The 25,170-nt window shown below is 36.8% G+C and carries 25 protein-coding genes; 19 read left to right on the forward strand and 6 right to left on the reverse strand.

Translation table 11 applies throughout. The annotated features are described in order from the left end of the window. Positions 1–16: 16 nt before the first annotated feature. Together AC3WJF_RS03820 and AC3WJF_RS03825 are read right to left on the reverse strand one after the other, a co-directional pair. Positions 17–1,438: a DUF4179 domain-containing protein gene (locus AC3WJF_RS03820; protein ID WP_492449776.1), complete on the reverse strand. Its 1,422-nt coding sequence runs from the start codon at positions 1,436–1,438 to the stop codon at positions 17–19. After that, positions 1,408–1,959 carry a sigma-70 family RNA polymerase sigma factor gene (locus AC3WJF_RS03825; protein ID WP_492449777.1) on the reverse strand — a complete coding sequence of 184 codons (552 nt, stop codon included), beginning with the start codon at positions 1,957–1,959 and terminating at the stop codon, positions 1,408–1,410. The genes AC3WJF_RS03820 and AC3WJF_RS03825 overlap by 31 nt, the downstream gene beginning before the upstream one ends. 229 nt (positions 1,960–2,188) lie before the next feature. On the opposite strand from AC3WJF_RS03825, the gene AC3WJF_RS03830 reads away from it, so the two are divergent. Both AC3WJF_RS03830 and AC3WJF_RS03835 read left to right on the forward strand, forming a co-directional pair. Further along, positions 2,189–3,364: an MFS transporter gene (locus tag AC3WJF_RS03830; protein ID WP_492449778.1), complete on the forward strand. Its 1,176-nt coding sequence runs from the start codon at positions 2,189–2,191 to the stop codon at positions 3,362–3,364. Between the two features lie 253 nt (positions 3,365–3,617). Continuing rightward, on the forward strand, positions 3,618–4,592 hold the full coding sequence (locus tag AC3WJF_RS03835; protein WP_492449779.1) for an NERD domain-containing protein: 975 nt from the start codon (positions 3,618–3,620) through the stop codon (positions 4,590–4,592). A gap of 280 nt (positions 4,593–4,872) precedes the next feature. On the opposite strand, the gene AC3WJF_RS03840 is transcribed toward AC3WJF_RS03835, so the two are convergent. Beyond that, positions 4,873–5,790: a DMT family transporter gene (locus AC3WJF_RS03840; RefSeq protein ID WP_492449780.1), complete on the reverse strand. Its 918-nt coding sequence runs from the start codon at positions 5,788–5,790 to the stop codon at positions 4,873–4,875. A 138-nt stretch (positions 5,791–5,928) separates the two neighbouring features. On the opposite strand from AC3WJF_RS03840, the gene AC3WJF_RS03845 reads away from it, so the two are divergent. Further along, positions 5,929–6,420 (forward strand): GNAT family N-acetyltransferase, encoded by a 492-nt coding sequence (locus AC3WJF_RS03845; protein WP_492449781.1) that lies wholly within the window; start codon positions 5,929–5,931, stop codon positions 6,418–6,420. Between the two features lie 38 nt (positions 6,421–6,458). On the opposite strand, the gene AC3WJF_RS03850 is transcribed toward AC3WJF_RS03845, so the two are convergent. Next, complete coding sequence (locus tag AC3WJF_RS03850; RefSeq protein WP_492449782.1) at positions 6,459–6,893, reverse strand: Rrf2 family transcriptional regulator; 435 nt, start codon at positions 6,891–6,893, stop codon at positions 6,459–6,461. 157 nt (positions 6,894–7,050) lie between these two features. Between AC3WJF_RS03850 and AC3WJF_RS03855 the strand changes: the two genes are divergently transcribed. The 15 genes from AC3WJF_RS03855 (at position 7,051) to AC3WJF_RS03925 (ending at position 20,324) form a co-directional block, all read left to right on the forward strand. After that, the gene (locus AC3WJF_RS03855) at positions 7,051–7,692 is read left to right on the forward strand and encodes an NAD(P)-dependent oxidoreductase (protein WP_492449783.1); all 642 of its coding nucleotides are present in this window, start codon (positions 7,051–7,053) and stop codon (positions 7,690–7,692) included. A gap of 112 nt (positions 7,693–7,804) precedes the next feature. Then, complete coding sequence (locus AC3WJF_RS03860) at positions 7,805–8,383, forward strand: class I SAM-dependent methyltransferase (protein ID WP_492449784.1); 579 nt, start codon at positions 7,805–7,807, stop codon at positions 8,381–8,383. Further along, on the forward strand, positions 8,377–8,823 hold the full coding sequence (locus tag AC3WJF_RS03865) for an NUDIX hydrolase (protein ID WP_492449785.1): 447 nt from the start codon (positions 8,377–8,379) through the stop codon (positions 8,821–8,823). The genes AC3WJF_RS03860 and AC3WJF_RS03865 overlap by 7 nt, the downstream gene beginning before the upstream one ends. Positions 8,824–9,445: 622 nt before the next feature. Next, positions 9,446–10,387 (forward strand): nickel ABC transporter permease, encoded by a 942-nt coding sequence (gene nikB, locus AC3WJF_RS03870; protein WP_492449808.1) that lies wholly within the window; start codon positions 9,446–9,448, stop codon positions 10,385–10,387. 16 nt (positions 10,388–10,403) lie between these two features. Continuing rightward, positions 10,404–11,312 carry an ABC transporter permease gene (locus tag AC3WJF_RS03875; protein WP_492449786.1) on the forward strand — a complete coding sequence of 303 codons (909 nt, stop codon included), beginning with the start codon at positions 10,404–10,406 and terminating at the stop codon, positions 11,310–11,312. A gap of 175 nt (positions 11,313–11,487) precedes the next feature. Continuing rightward, positions 11,488–13,023, forward strand: a complete 1,536-nt coding sequence (locus tag AC3WJF_RS03880; RefSeq protein WP_492449787.1) for a glutathione ABC transporter substrate-binding protein — start codon at positions 11,488–11,490, stop codon at positions 13,021–13,023. Positions 13,024–13,031: 8 nt separating this feature from the next. After that, the gene (locus tag AC3WJF_RS03885) at positions 13,032–14,036 is read left to right on the forward strand and encodes an ABC transporter ATP-binding protein (protein WP_492449788.1); all 1,005 of its coding nucleotides are present in this window, start codon (positions 13,032–13,034) and stop codon (positions 14,034–14,036) included. Next, positions 14,005–14,970, forward strand: a complete 966-nt coding sequence (locus AC3WJF_RS03890) for an ABC transporter ATP-binding protein (RefSeq protein ID WP_492449789.1) — start codon at positions 14,005–14,007, stop codon at positions 14,968–14,970. Before AC3WJF_RS03885 ends, AC3WJF_RS03890 begins: the two co-directional genes overlap by 32 nt. A gap of 447 nt (positions 14,971–15,417) precedes the next feature. Then, a complete protein-coding gene (locus AC3WJF_RS03895; RefSeq protein ID WP_492449790.1) occupies positions 15,418–16,200 on the forward strand; it encodes a class I SAM-dependent methyltransferase in 783 nt (260 codons plus the stop codon). Positions 16,201–16,367: 167 nt separating this feature from the next. After that, positions 16,368–16,589 carry a hypothetical protein gene (locus tag AC3WJF_RS03900; RefSeq protein ID WP_492449791.1) on the forward strand — a complete coding sequence of 74 codons (222 nt, stop codon included), beginning with the start codon at positions 16,368–16,370 and terminating at the stop codon, positions 16,587–16,589. A 173-nt stretch (positions 16,590–16,762) separates the two neighbouring features. Beyond that, complete coding sequence (locus tag AC3WJF_RS03905; RefSeq protein ID WP_492449792.1) at positions 16,763–17,296, forward strand: DUF1697 domain-containing protein; 534 nt, start codon at positions 16,763–16,765, stop codon at positions 17,294–17,296. A 28-nt stretch (positions 17,297–17,324) separates the two neighbouring features. After that, positions 17,325–17,846 (forward strand): DinB family protein, encoded by a 522-nt coding sequence (locus tag AC3WJF_RS03910; protein ID WP_492449793.1) that lies wholly within the window; start codon positions 17,325–17,327, stop codon positions 17,844–17,846. Between the two features lie 156 nt (positions 17,847–18,002). Next, complete coding sequence (locus AC3WJF_RS03915; protein WP_492449809.1) at positions 18,003–18,455, forward strand: NUDIX hydrolase; 453 nt, start codon at positions 18,003–18,005, stop codon at positions 18,453–18,455. 176 nt (positions 18,456–18,631) lie between these two features. Next, entirely contained in the window at positions 18,632–19,384 is a 753-nt protein-coding gene (locus tag AC3WJF_RS03920; RefSeq protein ID WP_492449794.1) for a Cof-type HAD-IIB family hydrolase, read from the forward strand. 79 nt (positions 19,385–19,463) lie between these two features. Beyond that, positions 19,464–20,324: a proline iminopeptidase-family hydrolase gene (locus AC3WJF_RS03925; protein ID WP_492449795.1), complete on the forward strand. Its 861-nt coding sequence runs from the start codon at positions 19,464–19,466 to the stop codon at positions 20,322–20,324. A gap of 279 nt (positions 20,325–20,603) precedes the next feature. Here AC3WJF_RS03925 and AC3WJF_RS03930 read toward each other — a convergent pair whose 3' ends face one another. Continuing rightward, positions 20,604–21,872 (reverse strand): WD40/YVTN/BNR-like repeat-containing protein, encoded by a 1,269-nt coding sequence (locus AC3WJF_RS03930; RefSeq protein WP_492449796.1) that lies wholly within the window; start codon positions 21,870–21,872, stop codon positions 20,604–20,606. A 1,174-nt stretch (positions 21,873–23,046) separates the two neighbouring features. Continuing rightward, the gene (locus AC3WJF_RS03935; RefSeq protein ID WP_492449797.1) at positions 23,047–24,147 is read right to left on the reverse strand and encodes a GerAB/ArcD/ProY family transporter; all 1,101 of its coding nucleotides are present in this window, start codon (positions 24,145–24,147) and stop codon (positions 23,047–23,049) included. Positions 24,148–24,314: 167 nt separating this feature from the next. Between AC3WJF_RS03935 and AC3WJF_RS03940 the strand changes: the two genes are divergently transcribed. Next, on the forward strand, positions 24,315–24,689 hold the full coding sequence (locus AC3WJF_RS03940) for a nucleotide excision repair endonuclease (protein ID WP_492449798.1): 375 nt from the start codon (positions 24,315–24,317) through the stop codon (positions 24,687–24,689). Positions 24,690–25,170 lie beyond the last annotated feature (481 nt).

Genomic DNA, 25,170 nt, shown 5'->3' on the forward strand with positions numbered 1-25,170 from the left:
ATGGAGTCTGGTTTAGCTATTTTAAATCTACTCTAAGCGGTGGCAATTCTTTCTCAGGAAGTGCTTGTGTAAATGGTACTGCAAATGAATATCCTTTTAGGCTGAAATTTGGTAATCCGTACTCTTTATATCCGTTTGGTCCATCTAATTCAAAGGTCGATCTATATTCGAATTTTTTCGCATTGATGATTTCCACATGATTTCCTTTAAGAAGATGTCCAACTGGAATATTTGGTTTTCCAGCCATTGAGGAGTCTTCCAAGTTAATATTTTCAATGAAATTCTGTAGATTTTCTGCATTCTTTCCTTTGCTCGCTCCTTCAATTCTGAAAAGTACGACCAATTCGTTATCTTTCTTTTTATATTGAATATCATTGACTAGAAGCTTAAGGTCACTTCTTTTCCCTTTCATAACAAATGGGGTAGGTGCATTTAATGAATGAATCCCAAGTATGTCCGTTTCCCGTACATAAGGATAGAGTGTGATAAACTTAGTATCCTCTGGTATTTTTTCAAAGTTAGAACGTTCCTCTGATACAATTTTATCGCCAATTTGTTTTCTGCCAAATTCAACTCCAGAAGTCATGAAAGGAATTTCTGTTCCTTTATCATCCGTGATTCTAGTGACTCTAGTTAAATCATCTTTACCAATAAGGGAATGAATAGCTTTGTAATCCAGCGAAGATGTTTCATTTCCTAATGTGATTGATTCGAGCTGGAATTCATGCTCTTTGTCTTTACTAATAACAGATTTGGCAACATTAATCTTTTCAGATGGTAATTTTGGAATTGGTATCTTAAAGTCCCACTGTCCTTCTATTAAATTGGGCATCGACTTTTTTGCCTTTTCTGGAATATCTCCCGATGTAATAGTCAAAGGTAATATCATATTTTTTGGAAGCTCTTTATCGGGGTAATCAATTTGTAAATCCATCACAATTCCTTGAGAGGTCATTTCATCCCCACCTTGATAGGATGTCTGCCATTTATCGCTACCATCCGCAAGCTTATATTTAAATTCAAAATCTTTTATGTCTAATTTAGGATCATCCACTTTAATAATAATACTCATCCGTGCCCCATCGAAATATACATTCTGAACTGTCATACCAATACCGTTGTTCACAACTCTTTGATTCACTTTTGTTACTAGATTTTTTTCCTCCAGCTTTTTTCCAACAGTATCATATTGTGAATATAAGCTACCAATGATTGGAACATCAGCTAATACCGTTTTCATTTTTGGGAAAACAAATCCTGAGCCTAAACAACTGACTGCTAGGGCAGCAGCGATGATTGGTATTTTAATTCGATTCTTTATTTTGAATCTAGGCTTTTCCTTCTGAGCCTGCAAGATTCCCTGTGTGATAGCAGAATGAACATCTTGTTTCGGAACATCTATCTTACTCATTTCGTCATCAATCCACTGTTTATCCATGTGGGTTCACTTCCTTCTAATACTTTCTTTAGCGCATTTCTTCCCCGGTGCAAATAAGTTTTCACCGTTCCTTCAGGTACATTCATATTCCATGCGATTTGCTGGACTGGTAAGTCATGATAGTAAAAGAGAATAATTACTTTTTGATAGTTTTCATCTAATTGCTGAATAGCTTCTTGTAAATCGATGGTCAGTTCAGAGTGAACAGTATTGCTAGGAATACTTTCAATATGACTTTCATCATTCAGCTGAATTACATTCTTTTTGGACTTCAATAATGCATATGAAGTATTAATTAATATTCTTATCAGCCACGTTTTAAAGTATTGTGGCTCCTTCAAGCTTTCTAAACTTAAATATGCTTTATATGCCGTTTCTTGCACAATATCGAGGGCATCTTCTTTATGCCCGACATAAAGATAGGCAGTTCTATAAAGCTGATCGGAGTGTAAAGACAATAACTCTTCAAATGCCTTCGCATCCCCTTTTTTCGCCTTTTTAACTAGTTTTATTTCATCCATTCCTTAGCCTCCTTTCATCTATTAGAGGATAGTAAGGTTCGCTCGGTTTCAAAAATTTTGATAATTTTAAATAAAATTGGGGGATTATCTTGTGGGGAGATATGTATCTAGTTGTTACTTGTTTAGAAATATAAGAAAAACTTATATTTAATTATAGCATTTTTGTAATTTAACTTATGAAAAAATCATTTTATACTGAAGAAAAATAGCATGATTAGAGGTCCTTTTTATGAGAAATAAAGTTAACTATTTATTAGGCATCACCATTACAGGCTTTGGAGACGGAGTTCAGCAAATAGCATTAATGTGGTATATTTTCCATCTTACTGGTGAAGCCGCTTCAATAGGATTGATGATTGCAATCTACTATTTGCCAAGTATCATTTTGACACCATTTCTTTCCGTTTATGTGGACCACCATGATTCAAAAAACATCGTCGTCATAACGGATTGTCTGCGTTTCTTGTTAGTCTTCATTATGGCAGGATTGATCTTTTTCAAAGTGGAATCTGCAGTCTTGTTTTATGTTTTGCAATTTGTTCTCGCAGTTTGTTACACCATTTATAAACCAGCATCACAATCATTTGTCAAAGAGGCATTTTCCGATCGAGATATTCCGTTTGTGATTTCAAAGGCTGCTTCTTTGAGTGAAGCGGCATCCCTTGTTGGTATGGGGATTTCCGGCTTATTTTTGGTGGAGCTATCTTTATCTACAAGTTTTTTGATAAATTCATTAACCTTTTTGGTGGCAGCAACTCTTTATTTTTTGGTCAAAAGGGTAAGACCGAAACAACTACGGTCCGAGAAAATTCATTATATATCCGAGTTGCTTGCAGGTTGGAATTTTATAGATCAGCAGGCAGGAATGAAATTTTTATTATTCCTTTCGATTTTAAATAGTGTAAGTATCCAAATGACCACGACTTTAATGCTCCCTCTAGCCAATCAATTTCGCGGTGGAAGCGGATTGTATTCATCATTTGAAATGGCCTTTTCCATAGGGGGAATTGCGGCAGGTTTGATCGTTATGTATTTTCTGAAAAAATGGAAACAGAAAGTGATTATGGTTACGATGGCCGGGATGATGATTTCTTCGTTTTTGTTATATTTGAATGACTTCAGGGTAACGGCGGTAATTTGTATCTTTATTCTGGGTTTATTCACCATGTCACACTTAATTATTATCCAAACACTCATTCAATTAAATACGACAAAAGAATATATTGGAAGAGTCATCGGCTTAAGGACAATTCTTGCCTCTTTTGTAAAAATATCATCTGCATTGTTAACAGGAACCCTTATTAGCCACATTGGAATTAATAATATTTTGCTTGCTTTTACAGTTCTTATTTTGGTGAGTTTTTTTACTTGGGGGAATATGAGGAAGGTGCGGGTGTTGGTTTAGGTCTAAATACCCAAATCGGTCCGTTCACTGCCAATTTCGGTCCATTTAATAAGAGATTCGGTCCAATCGGAAGCTGATTCGGGCCGAATCTATTAATTTTCGGGCTATTTAGAGAGGAATGCAGATTTTTAGATGAAGAGCTGCTACCGATTTGGAGAAAGTGCTCAGTTTGTGCGAATCACTTCTATTTTTGGGCAGGGATATCCTAATTTTTATAGAATATAGTTCGTAGAAAACAAAAGGAGTTGAATAAATGATAAAAAAGGAACGCAAAATTCCAATAAAGCTCGAAAAACTAGAAGCTTTGGACCGAAGAATTTCACCTAAACATTCCAAAAAGACCAACATTGGCGAAGAATTAGCAAAAAGAAGAGCAGGTTATAAAGGTGAGAAATCCGTAGACTACCATTTAAGTTTTTTAGAGGAGAGAAGGTACCACATTTTACACGATCTTAGGCTCCAAAATACCCGCGGTCACCATTTTCAGATAGATACCCTCATTTCAACTCCCTATTTTATTACAACTATGGATGTCAAACATATAAGTGGGACCATCACATTCGATAATGACTTCCATCAGCTTATTCAACAAAATGGAGATAAGGAAAGAGCATACCAAGATCCTATCTCTCAAGTGAAACGGCACAAGCTTCAATTAAAAGAGTGGCTCAAACAACATAAATTTCCGGATATCCCCATACTGCCTCTTGTTGTCATCAGCAATTCTTCCACCATCATCAAAAAAATCGGCAAATCTAAAGACTATCAAATTATCACTAAGGCAATTCATATTAACTTTGAGATTGCTGAGTTTGAAAAGTATTACAAAAAGGCAATGCTAACCGCCAATCAATGGGCAAAACTGTCGAAGCTCCTTATAAAAAAACATACTCCAGAGGAATATGATGTTTTAGAAGCATTCCATATTAATAATAGTGAAATCCTAACAGGTGTCCACTGCCCAAATTGTTCAGCAATCCCCATGATGAGAGCACATGGAAAATGGGTCTGTCGAACTTGCGGGTTCATATCAAAAACGGCACATATTCATGCATTAAAGGACTATGCTCTTATTATTGGAACAACGATCTCCAATCAGGGAATCCGTGATTTTCTTCAACTCCCATCTAAAAATATAGTGAATAATATCATGAAATCAATGAGTTTACCTCATACTGGAGTTGGGAGAGCGAGAATATATCACCTGAATCATTTGTTTAGAGATTGACCGAGGATAAGTGTGGGTCCGTATTTAGGGTTATTTCTAAAGGTCATGCTACTTTTCATATTACTGGTCATTACTAATATGCTGACTGATTTAGGTCTAAATACCCAAATCGGTCCGTTCACTGTCAATTTCGGTCCATTTAACAAGAGAATCGGTCTGTTCGATAGTAGATTCGGGCTGATTCCTCCTTGTTTAGGTCCATTCGGCTACCGACACATGCTGAATATGAAAATTCTACTACTAAAATTGGAGAATATCATCATTATACCTCCACTTACGCTTAATTATTGCTTAGCGAAGACTTTTTTGAATGAATTATTCCCTTTCTCCCAGACTCTTGAACAAATATAACCGCCGCAATGACCATAATAATTCCGATATACTGCCAGAAATGCAAGGTTTCGCTGAATACTAGGAAGCTCATGATTGATGCAACAACAGGTTCAATCGTAGCCATAATGGATGCACGGCTTGATTCTATTTTTGTTAAACCATTCGTATATAGTAAAAAGGCGAATAATGTGGAAAATAGACCAAGGCCAATTATATTAAACCAAACGTTTATGCTTGAAAATAAATGGGCTGCGGACCATAATCCACTAAATGGTGTGACGGCAATTGCAGCAAAAATAAACGTATAGACGGTGACTGTTATCGTGTTATATTTTTGCAAAGCGTATTTTCCAAAAATACTGTACAAGGCATAGAAAAGACCGGAACCAACACCGAATAGAAAACCTAAGAAAGAAATGGATCTTTGAAAAGATGGAAGCACACCGATGACAAAGGCACAGCCAATAAAAGTGGCAAATAAAGCGACCATTTTGCGTGTTGTAAACCATTCTTTAAAAAGAATTCTTGAAAAAATGGCTACAAAGGCTGGTGCAGTATATAGTAATATGACAGAAATTGAAATAGAGGTTACTTCCATTGCACGGAACAAACACCAATTAAACAGTACAAAGCTGATAATTCCAGTCCCTATAAAATATTTGCTGTCGGAAATGTTGATTTTCAACATGCTTCGATCTTTCATCACTATGTATAAAATTAGAGAAATAGATGCGAAAAGGGCACGAATGGCAACGATTTGTAATGGCGTGAAGCCGACGTTATATAGGTTCGTCACAAAAATCCCGATGATCCCCCATAAAAAAGCACTTGCACCGACTAAGAACAACGGTAATTTAGGCTGCATATTTCCCCACCTCTCAAACTTCGAAAAAATTTCATAATAATCAAAGTATTACACATAGAATAGAAACATGCTATAAAAAGAGGAAATTCAAATGAAAGATGGAAGTATATCAATAGACAAAAAATAAGGATGGGGAAAATGGAAAATAGTATTAGAAATTTTGAAAAACAAGACATGGAATTCTTGTGGGATATGTTATATGAATCCATGTATGTAGAGGAAGGAAAGCCAGCTTTTAGTAGAGATATTTTAAAGGAACCTGAAATTGAAAAATATCTCAAAGATTGGGGACGTACGAATGATCATGCTCTAATTGCTGTGGATGAAAGCAACCAACCACTCGGCGCCATATGGATTCGTTTTTTTAGTAAGGATGCTGGAGGTTATGGATTTGTTGATGAGGAAACACCCGAGCTTGGGATGGCACTGATATCTGGAGCAAGGGGAAAGGGAATTGGGAAAAAATTAATGAAGGAATTGTTCAAGCTTGCAAGGTTGTGTGGCTATAAAGCACTTTCCCTCAGCGTAAATCCACAAAATGTACCAGCGTTAAACATGTATGAAAAGAATGGATTTATCAAAATTGGTGAAGATGATAGTGGGTCATGGGTGATGAAGAAAGTATTATAAGAGACGAAAAAAGACATTCTGTAAATGGAATGTCTTTACTAATTTGTTTTTTCCATTTCTAATATATCCTTTACAACATCCTCAATCGTGATATTCTCAAGAGCTTTTTCCAAAGCAGATTGAGCCGTAGAAAAAATCGGGACAATGGCGCTTTGAATGTTTCTGCCAACTAAACAATCTGGGTTTGGTTGTTCATGCATGCCGAACAATTCCTTCTCAGGTACCACATCAACGGCCTTATAGACATCCAATAATGTTATCTCAGAAAGCTCCTTTGCAAGCTCCGCACCGGCGACTCCTGGTCGAACATTAACTAGCCCAGCATTTTTTAACATTCCCATAATTTTACGAATAACAACTGGATTTGTGTTAACACTACTAGCGATAAATTCTGAGGAATTTACTGTGTCCTTGTTTATTTCTAATAGCGATAATATATGAATTCCAACAGCAAAACGGCTGCTTATTGACATGATTTCACCTTCGTTTTTATCAATTATTCCTTATTATATCATATCAAATGTAACAAAATCAGTTACAACAAACGGTAAAAAAGATTGACAAATATAAACCTGTAACTTATATTATTACATGTAATCATTTTAGTTACATCTAAAAGGAGTGTTCATAATGAAAATTGGAATTATCGGTGCAACTGGTAAAGCAGGAAGCCTTATTTTAAAAGAAGCAATTGATCGAGGACATGAGGTTACTGCAATTGTTCGAAACGCTTCTAAAATTCAAAATCAAGACGTTAAAGTTTTAGAAAAGAATATTTTTGATCTAACATCCGAGGACCTAAAAGGATTCGATGTAGTGGTTAACGCATTTTCTGCGGCACCTGGACAAGAAGTACAGCATATTGAAGCGGGAAGAGTATTAATCAACGCATTAAAGACTCTTCCACAAACAAGATTTGTTGTTGTTGGTGGGGCAGGAAGCTTATATACAGATGAAAGTAAAACAGTACGCGTATTAGAAACACCAGATTTTCCAACAGCATATTTACAAACAGCTACTAACCAAGGGAAAAATCTTGAAGATTTACAAGCATCTACTGGAATCAACTGGACATTTATTAGTCCTTCTGCATTCTTTGACCCACAAGGAAAACGAACAGGCTCTTATCAAAAAGGAAAAGATCAGCTGTTAGTCAATTCTAAAGGGGAAAGCTATATCAGTTATGCAGATTATGCGATTGCGATGCTAGATGAGATTGAAAATCCTGCTCATGTGAATGAAAGATTTACGGTTGTTGGGGAAGCAGAATAAAATGATTGTAAGGAGAAGACCTTTCGTTGTGAAGGGTCTTTTTTTATGGCCTATCCATCTCTGAGTGGTTTTCAACATTAAAGGAATTTTAATAAAAAAATCGAATGTATTTATGAATGAAAATGAGGTGGGTGTATTAGAAATGAAAATAGTTGTTGGAGCCGGTGAATTTAACAACAACCCCGGCTGGATACATACACAGGAAAATGAACTTAATCTATTAGATGAGATGACATGGGAAAAACGATTTAAAGAGGGAACTATACACGCAATTTTGGCGGAACATGTTTGGGAACATCTTACATACCAAGAAGGATTGGAAGCGGCCAGAATTTGTTATCGGTATTTAAAACTGAACGGCTATGTCCGTTGCGCGGTTCCGGATGGTTTATTTCCTGATGAAGCTTATCAAGCTGTTGTGAAGGTAGGTGGTCCCGGTCCAAAAGATCACCCGGCTGCAAGTCATAAAATAGTCTATGATTATCAAACATTAACAGAAGTTTTCGAGAGTGCAGGATTTAAGGTGAATCTACTTGAATATTTCGATGAAAATGAAATATTCCATGAAGAAGAATGGGACGGGGAAGATGGGATTATCTTTCGTTCGAAAAAATATGATCCTAGGAATCGGGAGAAACTCGCATTTCCATCACTAATTCTTGATTGCGTTAAGGAGGAATCTTCATGCTGAAAAAGGTAGTGGAACTGCCAACAGATAAAAGAATTGCTGGAGTGCATTGTATACCGATAACCGAAGATGGCAATATCGTCATGGCCTGGGATAAGGATGAACAAGTGTTAACGACGATTGGCGGAAGAATTGAGGGGGAGGAAACACTTGAGGAAGCTCTTGATCGTGAACTGTTGGAGGAAGTTGGGCTTGTTGTTAGCGAGGATAGGCATCCTTTTGCAGCTTGGTACTGGGAATCGACGGATACCTATACAGTATGGCTGTTGGCAAAAGTAGATCATTTTATACCATATGATTTTGAAAATGAAAAAACAGGGTATGTCATTTTCAATTTTGAGACAGCACGGCAGATGATTAAACAAATAGAAGAGCACAGCTGGATTAGGATTGAACTTTTAACAATAGCGGAAGAACGGGCTAAACAGCTTATGCAAGTATAGAAGAATTCTAATACTTTATATACTGTAGCAACTTAAGACATATATCTTTTTTTAACCACAATACGGTTATAAGCATCTCCGATATTAGCTCCAACTTGGTTGGTAACAAGTCCCTCTAAGACGTAGGAAATTCAGCATACTTGGATGTTTTAAAATTTAATAAAGTATTTGATACGAAATAATTTTTTTGTCCCTGAAATCAGGGCCATTTTTTTTTTATAACATTATGTATTTCTCTATAAAAAATATAAAAGAACGCTTTATACTAGTTCTATTTACTCAAAATAATAAACATAGCCTATTTAGCATTACTTATAGTCTTTTGGCTTATTTACTTTTAACATACTGAGTCAAATTATCTAAATAAACAAACGGAATATATAGTATATTCGTCATTTTTAGAAAAATTAATTGATTTTCGGATTGAGCCTGTCATATAATCTTGAATAATCAAAATATACTTTCCTTCGTAAAGATAAAGAATATTTTTGATTAACAAACGTTAGTCTATATAGCGAAAATTCAGCTGAATGGTAATTTGGTATGGGTGACTTTTTGACTATCTGAGGTAGGAGGGGCTGGTAGAAAATAATTTATCTTATAAATGGATGGAGGTGTCATGTTGGTTACATTAATCGTAAAACGCATCGTACAATTGGTATTTCTATTGATTGGTATTTCATTCATTGTTTTTCTAAGTATGCATTTAGCGCCTGGTGATCCCGCTGCAATCATCGCTGGACCTACTGCCACTAAATCGGACATTACAGCCATTCATGAAAAATTGGGGTTAAACCAACCATTACTAGTACAGTATTGGCATTATTTTATTAACTTATTGCATGGGGATTTGGGATTTTCCTTTCAATCGCAGCAATCTGTTGCTAACGCTCTAATGGTCCGATTGCCAAACACAGTTAATCTTGCAATTGCAAGTGTGATTGTTTCCATTATTATCGGTATTCCAGCAGGGATTATTTCAGCATTAAAACAAAATACTTGGCTAGATGCATTTAGTACTACTTTTTCTCTAGCAGGTATTTCAATCCCGAATTTTTGGTTTGGTGCCATCCTTATTATTATCTTTGCGGTAAATTTGCAATGGCTGCCTGTTGGTGGATTAGATCATCCTTTTTGGACAGTGGAAGGTTTCAAGCAAGTTCTATTACCTGCAATCACTTTAGGAACGGGTTCTGCAGCGATGACTGCTCGAATGAGTCGTTCGGCTATGCTGGAAATCATTAGGGCGGACTTTATTCGAACAGCAAGAGCGAAAGGGGTAAAGGAAAAAACAGTTATTTGGGTCCATGCTTTAAGAAATGCGATGATTCCAGTCATTACGGTAATAGGGTTAAATTTTGGTGGATTGTTGGGTGGAACGATTATTACGGAGCAAGTGTTTGCTATTAATGGTATTGGGCGCCTGATGATTGAATCTATTTCAGCACGGGATTTTCCAATGGTTCAAGGAGCAGTTCTTTTAGTTGCCGGTATTTTTGTAATAGTGAACTTACTTGTGGACATTGTCTACACCATCATTGACCCACGTATTAATTATGAATAAAAAGGGAGAGGTGTAAATGCAATCACAAACACCCGTTGTAAATCAAGAGATACCACTCCAACCAAAAAAAGTGAATGAAAAGTCCGCTTTTTCCAAAGCAGTAAGGCAAATTTTAAGGAATCGTCTTGCTTTAATAGGGCTTATTATTATTTTTTTTCTGATTGTTTGTGCCATTTTTGCGAATTGGTTGACACCATATAGTCCGGTTGTACAAAACTTGAAAGAGGCACAGTTAAAGCCTGGTTCAATGGGGCATTGGCTCGGGACGGACAACTATGGACGGGATATTTGGACAAGATTAGTATTTGGTGCCCGTATTTCATTATTAGTTGGTCTTTTTTCCGTTATTTTTGGTACCTTTTTTGGAGTGATTCTTGGAATGTTAGCTGGATTCTATAAGTGGCTAGATGGAATCATTATGCGCGTTTCGGACCTGATGTTCGCCTTTCCTGGAATTCTGCTGGCGATGCTAATCATTGCCATTTTGGGAACTAGTTTAGTCAATGTAGTAGTTGCCATTAGTATTTGGTCAGTACCTTCATGTGCCAGAATTGTCAGAGGAAGTGTATTGATTGTAAAGAAGCAAGAATACATAACGGCTATGAAATCATTAGGGGCAAGCGATTTTCGTATTATGGTAAAGCATGTTTTGCCAAACTGTACAGCACCTATTATCGTTTTTGCCACCATGCATATGGCGACAGCAATCATTTCTACAGCATCATTAAGCTTTCTAGGATTAGGGGCTCAGCCTCCTTCGCCTGAATGGGGTGCGATGATTTCAGTTGGCCAGCAATATATGTTTTCATCTCCACATATGGTGATTATTCCTGGTATTGCAATCATGTTAGCTGTTTTTGCTTTTAACGTTGTGGGAGATGCATTTCGTGACGCATTAGATCCAAATATGAATATCGATCGTTAAGTCTGTTTTCGTATTAATTTTTTATTAGAATTTTAGGTACGCAAAAATAAAGAGGTCAGGGCAGCGCTCGTAAAAACATTGAGAATGTTCTCCTTTAAATCTTTCTATAGCACCAATGTTTACGAATAGAGCCATCGATCATAAAAACTAATAACTAAAGGGAGTGTGTTCAATAATGAAGAAAACCATGGTTTTTCTAGTCGGAATATTCTTTATACTAGGGGCTGCGCTGGCTGGTTGCAGCAGTTCAACCTCAAATTCTTCCAGTTCAAAAAATATGCAGCAAACATTAACATATGCGTCTACAACAAAACCTGTAGGACTTTCTCCGATTATGACAAATGATTCAGTATCTGCTGCAATTATTACCCAAATTTATGAAACTCTGTTTGTAAAAGATCCTAAAACAATGGAAATAAAGCCTGGTTTAGCTGAATCATATGAAACTCCTGATGATACTACATGGGTTATACATTTACAAAAAAATGTTAAATTTCAGGATGGGACACCTTTTAATGCTGAAGCAGTAAAATACACATTTGACAAAATTCGCGATCCAAAGACAGCTGCACCAAGAGCATCGTTACTTCAACCTATCAAAGATATTGCGGTGAAAGACGATTATACTGTGGTCATTACAACAACAAAGCCTTATGGTCCGCTTTTAGCTGCTTTATCACATACAAACGCTTCAATTGTTAGTCCAACTGCTGATAAGAAGCAAGACTTAATGAAGGAACCTGTTGGAACAGGACCATTTAAATTAAAAGAATATGTTCCTGGTGATCATGTGACATTAGTGAAAAATAAGGATTATTGGAAAGGTGCACCAAAGCTTGATACAGTCACATTTAAAGTCGTTCCAGACGTTAATACAGAAATATCTATGTTACAGACAGGACAGGTTCAATTTATTGATGGTATTCCAGCAGAACAATGGGACAGAGTAAAAAGCTTAAAAAACGTTACGACAATTAAAGCTCCAGGCACACCGGTTTCTTACTTAGGTTTTAACATGAAAAGAGAGCCTATGAAAAACCTTGATTTTAGAAAAGCTGTTGCTTATGCAATGGATCGTCAGGCATATGTTGATCAGTTAAAGGGTCTTGGAATTGAATCGAACAGCATTATTGGACCAAAAGTATTTGGATACGATCCATCCGAAGAAAATGAAGGATATAATTACGACCCTGAAAAGGCAAAACAGCTAATCGAAAAGAATGGCTGGAAGGGTCTAAAAGTAGACATGCTTGTTGGGAATACACCGGCATATACGAAAATGGCAGAAATTGTCCAAGATCAATTAACGAAGGTTGGCTTAAACGTAAAGATTCAAACAATGGAATGGGGTACATTCTTAGATGTTAGTAAGCAAGGAAAATATGATATTACCTTCTTAGGATGGAGTAATAGTACAGGGGATGGAAGTGAGCTTTTATATCCTAACCTTCATAGTGATAATGCAGGTTCATCGAATGTTACGTATTACTCCAATCCTACTTTCGACAAGCTTGTTGAAGAGTCACGAAATACGGTCGATCAGGATAAACGAAAAGAATTTTTAAAAGAGGCAAATAAACTTGTTGTAAATGATGCTCCATGGATAGTTATGAACCATGGCGTCGTAACAGGTGCAATGGACAAATCAGTTAAAGGGCTACAAATTGATCCAACAGGTCAGTGGTCATTATATCCTGTATATAGAAAGTAGGTATCATTATGCAAGAAGCCATCTTACAGGTAAAAGATTTAACCATACAATTTAAGAGGGCTGGGGGACATCTCCCAGCTGTCCATGGCATATCTTTCTCCATTAATAAAGGTGAAACTGTCTGTATTGTAGGTGAATCAGGATGCGGTAAGAGCATTACTGCATTGTCTATCATGGGACTATTATCAGAAAATGGGCGTATCACAGATGGAAGTATTTTGTTCAATCAAAAAAACCTTACCAAAATGAAAAAGGATGAGTTAAGAAAGATTCGTGGAAATGATATTTCCATGATCTTTCAGGAACCTATGACTGCACTAAATCCGGTGTTCACGATTGGATTTCAAATAAGAGAACCACTTAGAATTCACCGTAACATGGGGAAAAAAGATGCCCATCGAGCTGGGATTGAATTATTAAAGCAAGTTGGATTATCTCTTCCCGAAAAGCGAATGAATCAATACCCTCATGAATTAAGCGGAGGGATGAGGCAAAGGGTAATGATTGCGATTGCTTTGGCATGCAGGCCACAGCTTCTTATTGCAGATGAACCAACTACTGCACTGGATGTTACCATTCAGGCTCAGATATTGGATCTTATAAATGAACTAAAGCAAAAAATCGATACAAGCGTATTAATGATTACACATGATATGGGCGTTGTCGCAGAAATAGCAGATCGTGTCATTGTTATGTATGCTGGGAATATTGTAGAGGAGGGTGATGTGGAAACCGTTTTTAATCATCCTGAACATCCATATACAAAGGGGCTTTTAGCTTCTGTTCCAAATATCGATGCAGTAGAAGAAGAGCTTGAAGCAATACCAGGTACTTTACCTGCTTTAGATGAAATAATACCTGGCTGCCGTTTTCATCCACGCTGCCCTTTAGCGATGGATATTTGCAAAAAAGAAGATCCAATTAGTTTTTCGAATGAAAAAGGTCATAAGGTTAAATGCTGGCTAGGGGAGGGAAACATCCATGACAACGAAGGCGCTTTATCAATTACGTAATGTGCAGAAGTTCTACCCGATCAAAAGTGGGCTGTTTAAGTCGAAGGAAAGTGTAAGGGCAGTAAATGGTGTAAGTCTTGATATTTATGAAGGAGAGACGATTGGGGTCGTGGGTGAATCTGGTTGTGGAAAGTCAACATTAGGACGGACCATTCTTGGCTTAGAGGACTTAACAGATGGAGAATTAATTTTTAAAGGACAGGATATCACGGGCTATAGCCGACATCAATTGAAACCACTGAAAAAAGAGATGCAGATGATTTTCCAAGATCCTTTTGCCTCTCTTAATCCGCGACAAAGGATAGGAGCAGCAATAGAAGAAGCATTTATCATTCATACAAAATTAGATTGGAAAGCACGAAGAGAAAAAGTCATTGCCTTATTACATGTAGTCGGATTAAATGAAAGCCATTATGACCGTTATCCCCATGAATTTAGTGGCGGACAAAGACAAAGGATAGGCATTGCACGGGCATTAGCTTTGAATCCATCCTTTATTGTTTGCGATGAAGCGGTTTCGGCATTAGATGTATCTGTACAGGCACAGGTTTTAAAGTTGTTAAAAAAATTGCAAGCAGATTATAAACTTACATACTTGTTTATATCGCATGATTTAGGGGTTGTGAAGTATATTAGCGACAGAGTTCTCGTCATGTATCTCGGAAATATGGTGGAATTAGCCCCAGTTAAACAATTGTATAAAGAACCAAAACATCCTTATACAAAGGCGTTATTATCTGCAATTCCAAGAGCGGATGTGAACAAAAAAAGAGAAAGAATCCATTTGGAAGGAGACATTCCAAGCCCAGCAAATCCACCAACAGGATGTCCGTTCCACACTCGCTGCCCTATTGCCAGAGAAAAATGTAAACAAGTCATACCTGAATGGAAGGAAATTGAAAAAGAACAATATACTGCATGTCACTATGCTTAATGACTGATGGAAGGACTTTCGCTAGCGCGGAGGTCTCTTTTTTTTTTTGTGTAAAAAATAGATTGTTGGTCGACCTGCTTTAACAAGTGAAATGAACCCCTCAAATTTCAACAAGCCTTTATGAGGGACGAATAACAGCACAGTGAAAGAAGATCGGTTAACATTTACATACTGGGTTGTGAGTGGGAGCTTATGAATGTTTTTTGTCGCTTATAAAATCAAATCTGTGGATAATTTTCCCAACAAATGTTTACGTCTAGTTTCAGCGCCTATCGGATTTCTATGTCTCCACCATGTTGGTAAGGGGATGAGCTCGTGTGTTTCGGTTGGTCTCGTCGAAGAATACGAAATCCGTACTCTAGAGATGCAACACCACGGGCATTTGTTCCTATGAAATAGAGGGGAATTAAGTGTGAATAAAGAACTATTCAATAAAGAGGTGAACTAATGAATCAGGAACACATCAGTGAACAGAATCAAAAAAGCTGGAGCCAATCTGCTTATCAGGCATGGGTGAATCGGCATGGAATGCCGGATGAGTATGCACAAGTGTTGAAAAAAGATCCGGTGAAAGCTGTTTCACATTATTTGCCCTATATGGGTGATGTGAAAGGGAAGAAGATTGCTAATTTACTTGGATCGAAAGGAAATAAAGCTGTATCCCTTGCATTATTAGGAGCAGATGTGACGGTAGTGGATATTTCACATGATAATCAAAAATATGCATTGGAGTTGGCAGAAGCTGCAGGGATAAAAATCAGATACATAGTTTCAGACGTATTGAAGATTTCAGAAGAAGAAAAGCTTGCTGAATTTGATTATATCTTATTAGAATTAGGCGTTTTACATTATTTTGTTGATCTTGAGCCGCTTTTCACCTTAATTTACGAAGCCTTGCAACCAGGTGGAGTACTTATTCTAAGAGACTATCATCCTTTTGCCTCAAAAGTAGTGAATTTGGGCGAAAGCGGAAATTATTTTGATCAAACGGTAATAGAAGGAGACGTTGCCTACAGCACTCTTCTATCTGAAAAGGAACGGTCTTCTTCGGAAAAAGTATTGCTTCGGCGCTGGACATTGGGGGAAATTGTTACTTCTCTTGTTCGCACTGGGCTCAAGATAGATAGATTAGAAGAAGAAGCAGGAATAAGGTGGGCATTTCCTGAAAATGCACCTATTGGTATCGAAAACAAAATTCCTGGACTGTTTACTTTGATCGCCAGTAAATAATTTCCTTGGAATGATTCCACGGTAATTTTAGGTTACGTATTATGATAAATATCACTAAATAATTTCTAGTATAAAAATGACAGAATTTCGAAATTTCATAAAGGATACATGTTTGGAAATAAAGACATGATAAAATAAGGTAACTTCTAATGAATCGAGGACACAAAATGAAGGAATGCCTAAGGATCCTAATAGGTATGATTGCTTTAGTGTTGTTTCTAATACCAGCAACGCGTTTATATAGATTTAATAAAGAATTAAGCCAGGCAAAGAAAGATAAAATGCTATCCGAACAGCTAATTGAGAATTGGTACAAAAATTTCTATACGATAATTGCCTTCATTGTCGTTGGAATGATTTTAGCGTTGTTATTTAGTTTTTTGTCTTAAAATGAAGATATATTTATTCCCTCCATGAAAAACAGATGGGGGGATTTTTTTATGTAAAAATTATTAAGTATTAACTAGCGTACAAGTTCATAAAGGTATATTCTTTTGAAGTAAATGATGGGAAAGGTAATTTTGCCATGAATGTAGAAAATAATAGCAAAAGGTGGTGTACCATGACAAACTATATTGTCTTGTTTCGAGGAATCAATGTTGGCGGCCATAATATTATTAAAATGGCAGAATTGCGATCGCTTTTTGAAACAATGGGTTTAGAAAATGTGAAGACATATATTCAAAGTGGAAATGTATTGTTTACAAGTAATCAAGAAGCAAAAACCTTAAAGGAACGAATAGAAAATGAAGTGGAAACGAAATTTGGTTTCCCGGTTTCTGTTATCATAAGGACATCGACACAGCTAGAAGAGATAATCCAGCAATGCCCGTTTTCGACAGATAATTTGTTAGAGGGAGAAAGCGTTCATGTAGCTTTTTTAGGAGAAGAACCATCACAAGAGGCTATGGATCGTTTACATCAATTTGAAACTGATGATGAGAAATGCAAATTAATAGGAAAAGAGATATATTTATTTTTCCGACAAAGTATTCGAAACTCCAAGCTAGCGATTCAGCTTCAAAAGTTAGGTGTACCGGCAACCGTTCGGAATTGGAGAACGACGTGTAAGCTTAATTCAATGGCGAAACAATAATAGATAATGGAAAGGGAGTTTGAAAGAGATGGATAAAAGACCAAAGATAAATGAATTTATACCTTACTATGAAAGATATATAAATCTTGTTCCAGAGGGAAATATTGAAGAGATTTTAGTAGAACAAGTCAGAGAAACAATGGAGCTGCTTACAGGGTTAACAGATAATCAAGCACATTTTCAATATGGCCCAGATAAATGGAGTATAAAAGAAGTCGTTGGCCATATTACAGATACCGAAAGAATTATGAGCTATCGTCTTCTTAGCGTTGCACGTGGGGAGCAAACTCCTCTTCCAGGTTATAATGATGACAGCTACGTTCAAAATGCTTCATTTAACCGATTATCCATCAAGGAGCTTCTCGAAAATCTAGAGGCTGTTCGCCATACCACCGTCCTTTTACTGAAAAGCCTAAAGGATGGAGATTGGCTGAAAGAAGGAAATGCCAATGGAGGCGCTGTAACTGTTCGGGCTCTTGCTTGGATTATTGCAGGACACGAGCTACACCACCGCAATTTACTGAAGGATAGATATATGGTATCGATATAAGGTGCCGATATGGTGCCTGTCACCATCAGTGGACAAAATGCTGTTTTGTGCGCTTCAAGTGGACAGTAGGAATTTTTTTTATCAAAAATAGAAATCTGGCAGATTTTAAAACTATGAGTGAAAGGTGCCATAGTGTGAATGAAAGGAGTGACAACTATTTTGAACAATGGAATTGTTTTAGTTGTTAGTGTATCGATAGTAAAAGATGATAAAGTCCTTATGATTCAGGAAAAAATGCAAAAGGCTTATAAACAATGGGGATTTCCTTCTGGCCGAATAGAATCTGGAGAGGACATATTGCAAGCGGCATGTAGAGAAGTGAAGGAAGAAACAGGATATGATGTCAAGCTAACAGCCACAACAGGAGTATACAATTTTATTAGTTCCCTCAATAATCAAGTTATTATGTTTCATTTTATAGGAGAAGTGACAGGAGGATACCTTTCTTTAAGTGAAGCGGAAATATTAGATGCTAAATGGGTGACATTAGCAGACTTAAAAAAATTCGATCCTGATGAAATAAGAGACTACAATGTCATAATGCAAATCGTCAATCAACTTGAGAAAGATGAAATCCATCCAATCAGCCTATTCAAAAAGCAATTATAGAGTGCCAGGCACCGAGTGAAATTCGCACTTGAAATTTCACTACCCGTGGACATTTGGCTTTTTTTGTCTACCTGGGATGGTCATTTTGGATGCCAGCTCTCAATTATTGGCATTAAATTTTTTTTATGCCTAAAATAGAGGAGATGAATAAGCGCTAGAGAAAAGAGGTAGTTGATTTGGACAATAAGATTCAAAAGAGAGAAATTCGTTTAGTTGCTTTAGATATGGATGGAACCCTATTAAACAATAAACATGAAATCTCACAAGTGAACCGAAATGCAATTACAGAAGCGAAAGAAAAAGGTATACATATTGTACTAAGTACAGGGCGTCCCTTTCGGCATGTGGAAGAGTATGCTCGTTCTCTCCAATTGAATTCTTTCATCATCACTGAAAATGGCGGTGAAATTTGGGATTCAAACGGAAGTTTATTGGAAAGAACTTTCCTCCAAGTGGAACAAATCAAAATGTTGTGGGACTTGAAGCAAAAACATAACACCAAGTTTTGGGCGCATACAGTAGAAAAAATATTTATAGATGAATTTCCTGAAGAAGGAGCGTTGTCCGAGTATCAATGGCTAAAGTTTGGCTTTGATGTGGAGGATGATGATGCCCGCAATACCATTTCACAAGAATTGAACAAGCATCAGCTGCAGGTGACGAATTCTAGTCTAACGAATCTTGAAGTGAATCCATTTGGAGTTAGTAAAGCGTACGCACTTGAAAAGGTGTGTAAGCACATAGGAATTACGATGCAGAATGCAATGGCTATGGGAGACAGTCTAAATGATATTGCGATGATCCAAAGCGCAGGTCTAGGCGTAGCTATGGGAAATGCACAAGAAGCTGTGAAAGAAGCAGCAAATTGGGTAACTAGCACAAATGAAGAGGACGGAGTTGCTAAAGCAATTTTGCAATGGGTTCTTTAAAAAATACGAGGAACAAAGCGAAGATGATGTAAATATATTGCCGTACCAACGAAAGATATACAGGAAGGGATGTGTAAAAATGGTAGAAGGTTATGTTTCTGTAACTGGAGGAAAAATTTTTTATAAAAAAGTAGGAGATGGTGATAAAACTCCAGTGATTGTTTTACACGGAGGACCTGGCGGGACACATGTTCCATTCTTCAAACTTGAGGCGCTTGGAAGTGAACGACCAGTGATTTTCTACGATCAGCTCGGCTCTGGAAGATCAGATCACCCTGATGATCTTTCTTTATGGCATCTCGACCGATTTGTGGAAGAATTAGGGCAAATAAGAGAAGCCCTTGGGCTTTCGCAATTACATATTTTAGGGCATTCATGGGGGACTATGCTTGCTGCGAGTTATTTATTGACAAAGCCTGAAGGGGTAAAAAGCGTGATATTCTCCAGCCCATGCTTAAGTGCACCACAGTGGGAGCGAGATCAAGAAATACACTTAAAACAGCTTCCACAGGACGTACAAGATACAATAGCAACGCATGAAAGTGGAGGGACAACCGATTCTGCGGAATATAAAAAGGTAATAAAGGAATTTAATAAGCGTTTTGTATTCCGTCTAGAGTCAAAGCCAAAAGAAGCGGAATCGGAATATGCGAAATCCAATGATGTGGTATACAACACTATGTGGGGACCTTCTGAATTTTGTACAACCGGAAATCTAAAAAGCTTCGATGTAACCGAACGATTGAAAGAAATTCAAATCCCAGCGTTATTTACATGTGGACGATACGATGAAGCTGCTCCAAGCACAGTAGAGGCACAGAGTCGTAAACTCCCAGGAGCGAAATTCCATGTATATGAAAATAGCGCACACTATGCCTACTTAGAAGAACCGGAAGAATATATCCGAGTCGTAAGCGAATTCCTAGCTAGCGCGGATTAATAGTGCTGTTTTTGGTGCCTGACACTTGAGTGTCAGGCACCAAAATTTTAAAAATAGTAAGTATTACTAGAACTATTTGAGACTCCCACGGCTAAAGCCACTAACCCCTACCAGAAGCTCCAATACATCATTCTATCTCAAGCCTAAAAATGAATGAACTTTACAATCTCGAATTAGAGAGGGAAATTATCATACGAGGCAATGCTGTCAAAATCCGATAAATTATGTACACTCAACAAGGACCAATCATCGATTGGTCCTTGTTGAGTGCCAGAAACCCTAACGGAAGGTGTAGACTTTGGTCCAGTGGGAGCCGCCGTCTGAGGTGGTGTACATGGTGCTTGGTTTTGTGTTTTCGGTTGTGATCCACCAGCCATGATCTGCATCGGCTATGGCAAGGTAAGCATCACCATATCCTTTGAAGGCTGCATTGCTATTTTCCCATGTTTTTCCGCCATCTTTTGTCCATCCAATGGTATTTGGATTTTCACATGCTTGACATGATCCGCCCATGAAGGCAACCTGTGGACTCACAACATAAAGTGGGCCAGGTTTTGTTCCGTTATTTTTTGGTCCTTTTGTATAATCTGAACTAAATCCTGGAGCAGGTCCTCCGCCAGCGGTTGAGTTGGCAATTACAGTTTTCCACGAATTACCGCCATCTTTAGTATGGAAAACAGAGTAGGAAGTTTGTGTCATTCCACTACTACCAATGCATTCAACCCAAGCATCTTTAGTTCCTGCAGATCGAATAGTTGTGTCCACTAATGATGATTCTAACTTTTTCGTTAGAACTACATTCCAGTTTTTTCCACCATCCGTTGTGTTTTCAACATATAAAACGTTATTGCTTTGCGTAGTTGCCCATCCGTTTTGTAAATCATGAAAATATGCCTGCCCTACCATGTTTGTTGGAGTAGAAATCGAATGCCATGTTCTCCCGCCATCCGTTGAATAGGCACTACCACTTAGAGCAACGCTGTTTGAAGCAAAATGAAGATACCCTTTATTAGGGGTAGTTCCAATCAATGACCAGTGCCCGCCGCCATCACTCGATTGTAATAATCTTAGACTATTTCCACCTTGGTTAATGGTAGCCCACACTTCATCCTTATTTAATGCAAAAATTTGTTGAACAGTTCCAATTCCTTGATAATCTACATCCCAATTTTTCCCACCATTAGTTGTTTTCGCAATCCAGCCATTTCCCCCGACCCATCCAATAAGAGGGTCAGCTAGTCTTACCGCTGTTACAGCACTCATGTTGACATTTTTGCTTGAAGTAGAAGCATTAGTAGGAGGTGTAACTTTATTTGAAGAATTAGAACCGGTTTTTCCTGTATTATCCTTTGTTTTTGTTGATTTATTTTTTTGGCCTGATTTTTGATTTGTACCTGATGATTGTTGTTGTGAGTTACCTTTATCTGCTATCGAAACATCACTAGTTTGGTTCGTTTTTTTGTCTAGTTCTGATTCACATCCGGCAAGAACGAGAGAAAGTCCCAATCCTAATGCCATGAATATAGACCCTTTTTTATATTTAATCATGCAATGATCCCCCAATTTTCATAAATGGATTCCCCTTGAAAAATTTTGATACATATTAGACGAATCCTTTTCAAAAGTGTTACAGTTTTGAATGCCTATTTTTATATAAAAAATATTAATGTTCATGTTAAGTTTGTATCAATTAATAGAAAAAGTCAGGAACTTCATTATATGCCAATTCACTTTTATGGTATTCCACCATTTGAAATTCCTTGTACTAAAATAACATATATGCGGTAAATAATCCATTTGATGGACATACTATATAAAATAACGATTCGACTTGTGTGGTTATTTCAGCCAAGGAAATTGGATTATTAGGGCTTTTACTAGCCTTTGTCTTGATCTGTTAAGGCAAGATAAAAAGTATGTTTATGGGGTGGATGAAATGCGGGAGATTATTAAATTTGCAGATTTTTGTTGGGATGGAATGACGTTAAAGCATATTTCACATAGGGGAATTGTGATTCCTTATTTGCTATTTATAATAATGGGAGTCATTTTTGAGCTTTTTTTATTTGTCTTAGTGATTATATCTTCAGTATTATTTTACACTTTTGGATATTACCCTAATATATCTTATTTTACCTGTATTGGAATTTTAATAGTTTTATTTATATTAACATTAATGATTCTCCTATCGATAAAAAATAAAGTAAGATTGTCATCGTAGTAGTTGGGTTTGTATTAAGGCATCAAAAGTAAAATCGCATCTTAATTTAAAGGTTTTATGGATGAAAACTGCCCAAACTATTATGTAAACGTTTGAAAAAAAACGAGAAGATTAATAAAGCCAGGTTGAAAAAGCACCTTGATTTATGCTTGATTTTCATATTCTCTTTCAAATATCTCATGCCTTAAAAAGTTAGGATACCTAAATCATCTTCTGCCAATTGACCTTATTCGGTCTTGAAACCGTGAATTCAGAACGATCACCACTTTCGAACTCGAATGTAACATTACTAGTACTGCGTAAAATTTGATTGTCAGGGCGACTTACATTTATCGGTGTAAATCGCTCTTTTTTTTGTGACTGAAAACAACGTTTATAAATACAACAAAAATATCCCCATTGTCCTTTATGTCACCACTTTTCTGTCTCTAGATAGGATGTATGATGGATAGAAATGAAAGGTATCAATGGTATTTCCCTCCCGATGCCGCTTTTAAATATTCATGCTTTACGCTTTGTTTTTACTTTCATAATGAGACATAACAATACGAACAGAATGGGGATATAAATGTGATCTAGGATAAATCCCAAATTATTTATGATCTCATTCAAAATAGTTATATGTGACTTTGTTTTTAGAAAAATACATCCAAATAAAACAAATAAACTTAGTATAAATACGCCATATTTCATCTTTAATTTAGTAGTTCTTTTCAATAGCCTGCTTGCACACCAAAGTGATAAACAAACACTTGGTAGGATAATAAAACACCAGTTGGCGACTCCGATATATTCAAAACGTTCGACAACAGGTAACTTCACAATTTTATAAAGTGTTAATGTTGGCCAAATTTCCCTATTTAATTCATCTTGCGCAAAATAAGCAAATGTAAGAAACGCTGTGAATAAATATATGATGGTCGTAAAGATTAAAGCAAGTTGTCCCCATTTCTTAGATTTTGTTGAGCTCTTAATAAAAGTATAGTAAATTAAGATTGTTTCGTACCCTGTGATAGAAAATGACATGTTTTCAGATGCTTTCAGAACATCGTTAAAAGAATGATTAAATAGTGGAAAAAAGTGCCGGAAATCAGAAAAGGGAATGGTATAACCTTGTAAATATATGATATAGAACGTTAGGGCAATTGAAAAAAAAGCGATTCCAACAATCGTTCGTATCCCACCAAAAATAATATAGATACATAATAAAAGATAACTGACAGTAAACCAAAAGGTGCTTAAATCAGGAAACATCCATACTTGAACGATTTCAATATAATTCCTTAGGATGGTTATCGCATACCATAAATAATAAATAGCAAGGAGTAAATTGAAAAGACCCCCTACCCATTTCCCGAAAACAGCCCAATGAATATCACAAACATCACCCTTTACCATTTCTGCTTGTTTAAATATGAACCACATAATAATATTCGCTGTCACCCCTGCGAAGATAACAGCCTGCCAACTATCATATCCTGCAAACAAAGAAGTATATTTCTGAAAACCACTAATTGCTGATCCAAGTTGCATCATTACAACTAGAAAAAACACAAAAAAAGGTGAGAACTTTAGCGCTTCAGGAATTGTTTGTTGCTGCATCCGGGCTACCTCCGACGGTAAATTCATTGATACATGAAAAATAGTTTTACCAATTCTAGAAAAAATATGAATGGAAGATGTATAGGATAAAACGAAATCACCTTTTTATATTAATTGGGAAAAATGCTATAATAAGTTTTCATGATGAAAAATAAGGATGTGATCGTTTGATTAAAATAGAAATTCCAAAACCAGATGTAGTCGTTACAAAGCAAAAACAAGCAGGTGATGCTAAAGATCCAGTTATCTGCACTCAATATGGATTCACGGATTTCCGATTGATTCCCAGAGATAAAGGCGGCATGATTTTGTTCTACAACAAGGCTGGAGAATTACTGTTTGTAGGAAAAGCAAGAAAACTACGCCAACGGGTAACCAAGCACTTCGAGGATAATGTTTCACCAATAAAGAACCATCGCGATGAAATTCACAAAATTACGGTTCTATTTGTAGAAGATCCAACCGAACGAGAAATATATGAAACATACATCATTAACAAGCTTCAAGCGAAATATAATGTGGATAAGGTGTTTTTTAAATAATGAATAGGAAGTAACCCTCTTGGTTTTGGGTTGCTTTTTTATTTTGTGTGGGTAGTAGTTGTTTGGCAGATTTTGAATGGGATTTGGTAAGATGCACTGGGTCACATTAAAAATCGAATAGGGCGTGCAAAATGCTGGTGAAGGGAACAATGAACGATTGAAGTCACATAGAATCTGAAAAGGGTCACAATGATCAGTATTGGGGTCACATAGAAAATGGTTTGGGTAGCGAAAAATGCAGGTGGAGGGAACAATAAACGATTGAGGGCACATAGAATATGAAATGGGTCACAATGATTAGGATTGAGGTCACATAAAAAATGGTTTGGGTAGCGAAAAATGCTGGAGGAGGGAACAATGAACGATTGAGGGCACATAGAATCCGAACCGGGTCACAATGATCAGGAATGGGGTCACATAAAAAGTAGTTTGGGTAGCGAAGAATGCTGGAGAAGGAGCAATAAACAAGTAAGGGCACATA

This window comes from Heyndrickxia sp. FW510-T9, from assembly GCF_058781025.1.

Excerpts from the sequence above, each read along its gene's own strand:
- AC3WJF_RS03825 (WP_492449777.1), bottom strand. The coding sequence starts at position 1,959 with ATGGATGAAATAAAACTAGTTAAAAAGGCGAAAAAAGGGGATGCGAAG.
- AC3WJF_RS03830 (WP_492449778.1), top strand. The coding sequence starts at position 2,189 with ATGAGAAATAAAGTTAACTATTTATTAGGCATCACCATTACAGGCTTT.
- AC3WJF_RS03925 (WP_492449795.1), top strand. The coding sequence starts at position 19,464 with ATGGTAGAAGGTTATGTTTCTGTAACTGGAGGAAAAATTTTTTATAAA.
- AC3WJF_RS03895 (WP_492449790.1), top strand. The coding sequence starts at position 15,418 with ATGAATCAGGAACACATCAGTGAACAGAATCAAAAAAGCTGGAGCCAA.
- AC3WJF_RS03845 (WP_492449781.1), top strand. The coding sequence starts at position 5,929 with ATGGAAAATAGTATTAGAAATTTTGAAAAACAAGACATGGAATTCTTG.
- AC3WJF_RS03840 (WP_492449780.1), bottom strand. The coding sequence starts at position 5,790 with ATGCAGCCTAAATTACCGTTGTTCTTAGTCGGTGCAAGTGCTTTTTTA.
- AC3WJF_RS03855 (WP_492449783.1), top strand. The coding sequence starts at position 7,051 with ATGAAAATTGGAATTATCGGTGCAACTGGTAAAGCAGGAAGCCTTATT.
- AC3WJF_RS03865 (WP_492449785.1), top strand. The coding sequence starts at position 8,377 with ATGCTGAAAAAGGTAGTGGAACTGCCAACAGATAAAAGAATTGCTGGA.
- AC3WJF_RS03905 (WP_492449792.1), top strand. The coding sequence starts at position 16,763 with ATGACAAACTATATTGTCTTGTTTCGAGGAATCAATGTTGGCGGCCAT.
- AC3WJF_RS03880 (WP_492449787.1), top strand. The coding sequence starts at position 11,488 with ATGAAGAAAACCATGGTTTTTCTAGTCGGAATATTCTTTATACTAGGG.
- AC3WJF_RS03875 (WP_492449786.1), top strand. The coding sequence starts at position 10,404 with ATGCAATCACAAACACCCGTTGTAAATCAAGAGATACCACTCCAACCA.
- AC3WJF_RS03890 (WP_492449789.1), top strand. The coding sequence starts at position 14,005 with ATGACAACGAAGGCGCTTTATCAATTACGTAATGTGCAGAAGTTCTAC.
- AC3WJF_RS03885 (WP_492449788.1), top strand. The coding sequence starts at position 13,032 with ATGCAAGAAGCCATCTTACAGGTAAAAGATTTAACCATACAATTTAAG.
- AC3WJF_RS03850 (WP_492449782.1), bottom strand. The coding sequence starts at position 6,893 with ATGTCAATAAGCAGCCGTTTTGCTGTTGGAATTCATATATTATCGCTA.
- AC3WJF_RS03820 (WP_492449776.1), bottom strand. The coding sequence starts at position 1,438 with ATGGATAAACAGTGGATTGATGACGAAATGAGTAAGATAGATGTTCCG.
- AC3WJF_RS03860 (WP_492449784.1), top strand. The coding sequence starts at position 7,805 with ATGAATGAAAATGAGGTGGGTGTATTAGAAATGAAAATAGTTGTTGGA.
- AC3WJF_RS03835 (WP_492449779.1), top strand. The coding sequence starts at position 3,618 with ATGATAAAAAAGGAACGCAAAATTCCAATAAAGCTCGAAAAACTAGAA.
- AC3WJF_RS03910 (WP_492449793.1), top strand. The coding sequence starts at position 17,325 with ATGGATAAAAGACCAAAGATAAATGAATTTATACCTTACTATGAAAGA.
- AC3WJF_RS03930 (WP_492449796.1), bottom strand. The coding sequence starts at position 21,872 with ATGATTAAATATAAAAAAGGGTCTATATTCATGGCATTAGGATTGGGA.
- AC3WJF_RS03935 (WP_492449797.1), bottom strand. The coding sequence starts at position 24,147 with ATGCAGCAACAAACAATTCCTGAAGCGCTAAAGTTCTCACCTTTTTTT.
- AC3WJF_RS03900 (WP_492449791.1), top strand. The coding sequence starts at position 16,368 with ATGAAGGAATGCCTAAGGATCCTAATAGGTATGATTGCTTTAGTGTTG.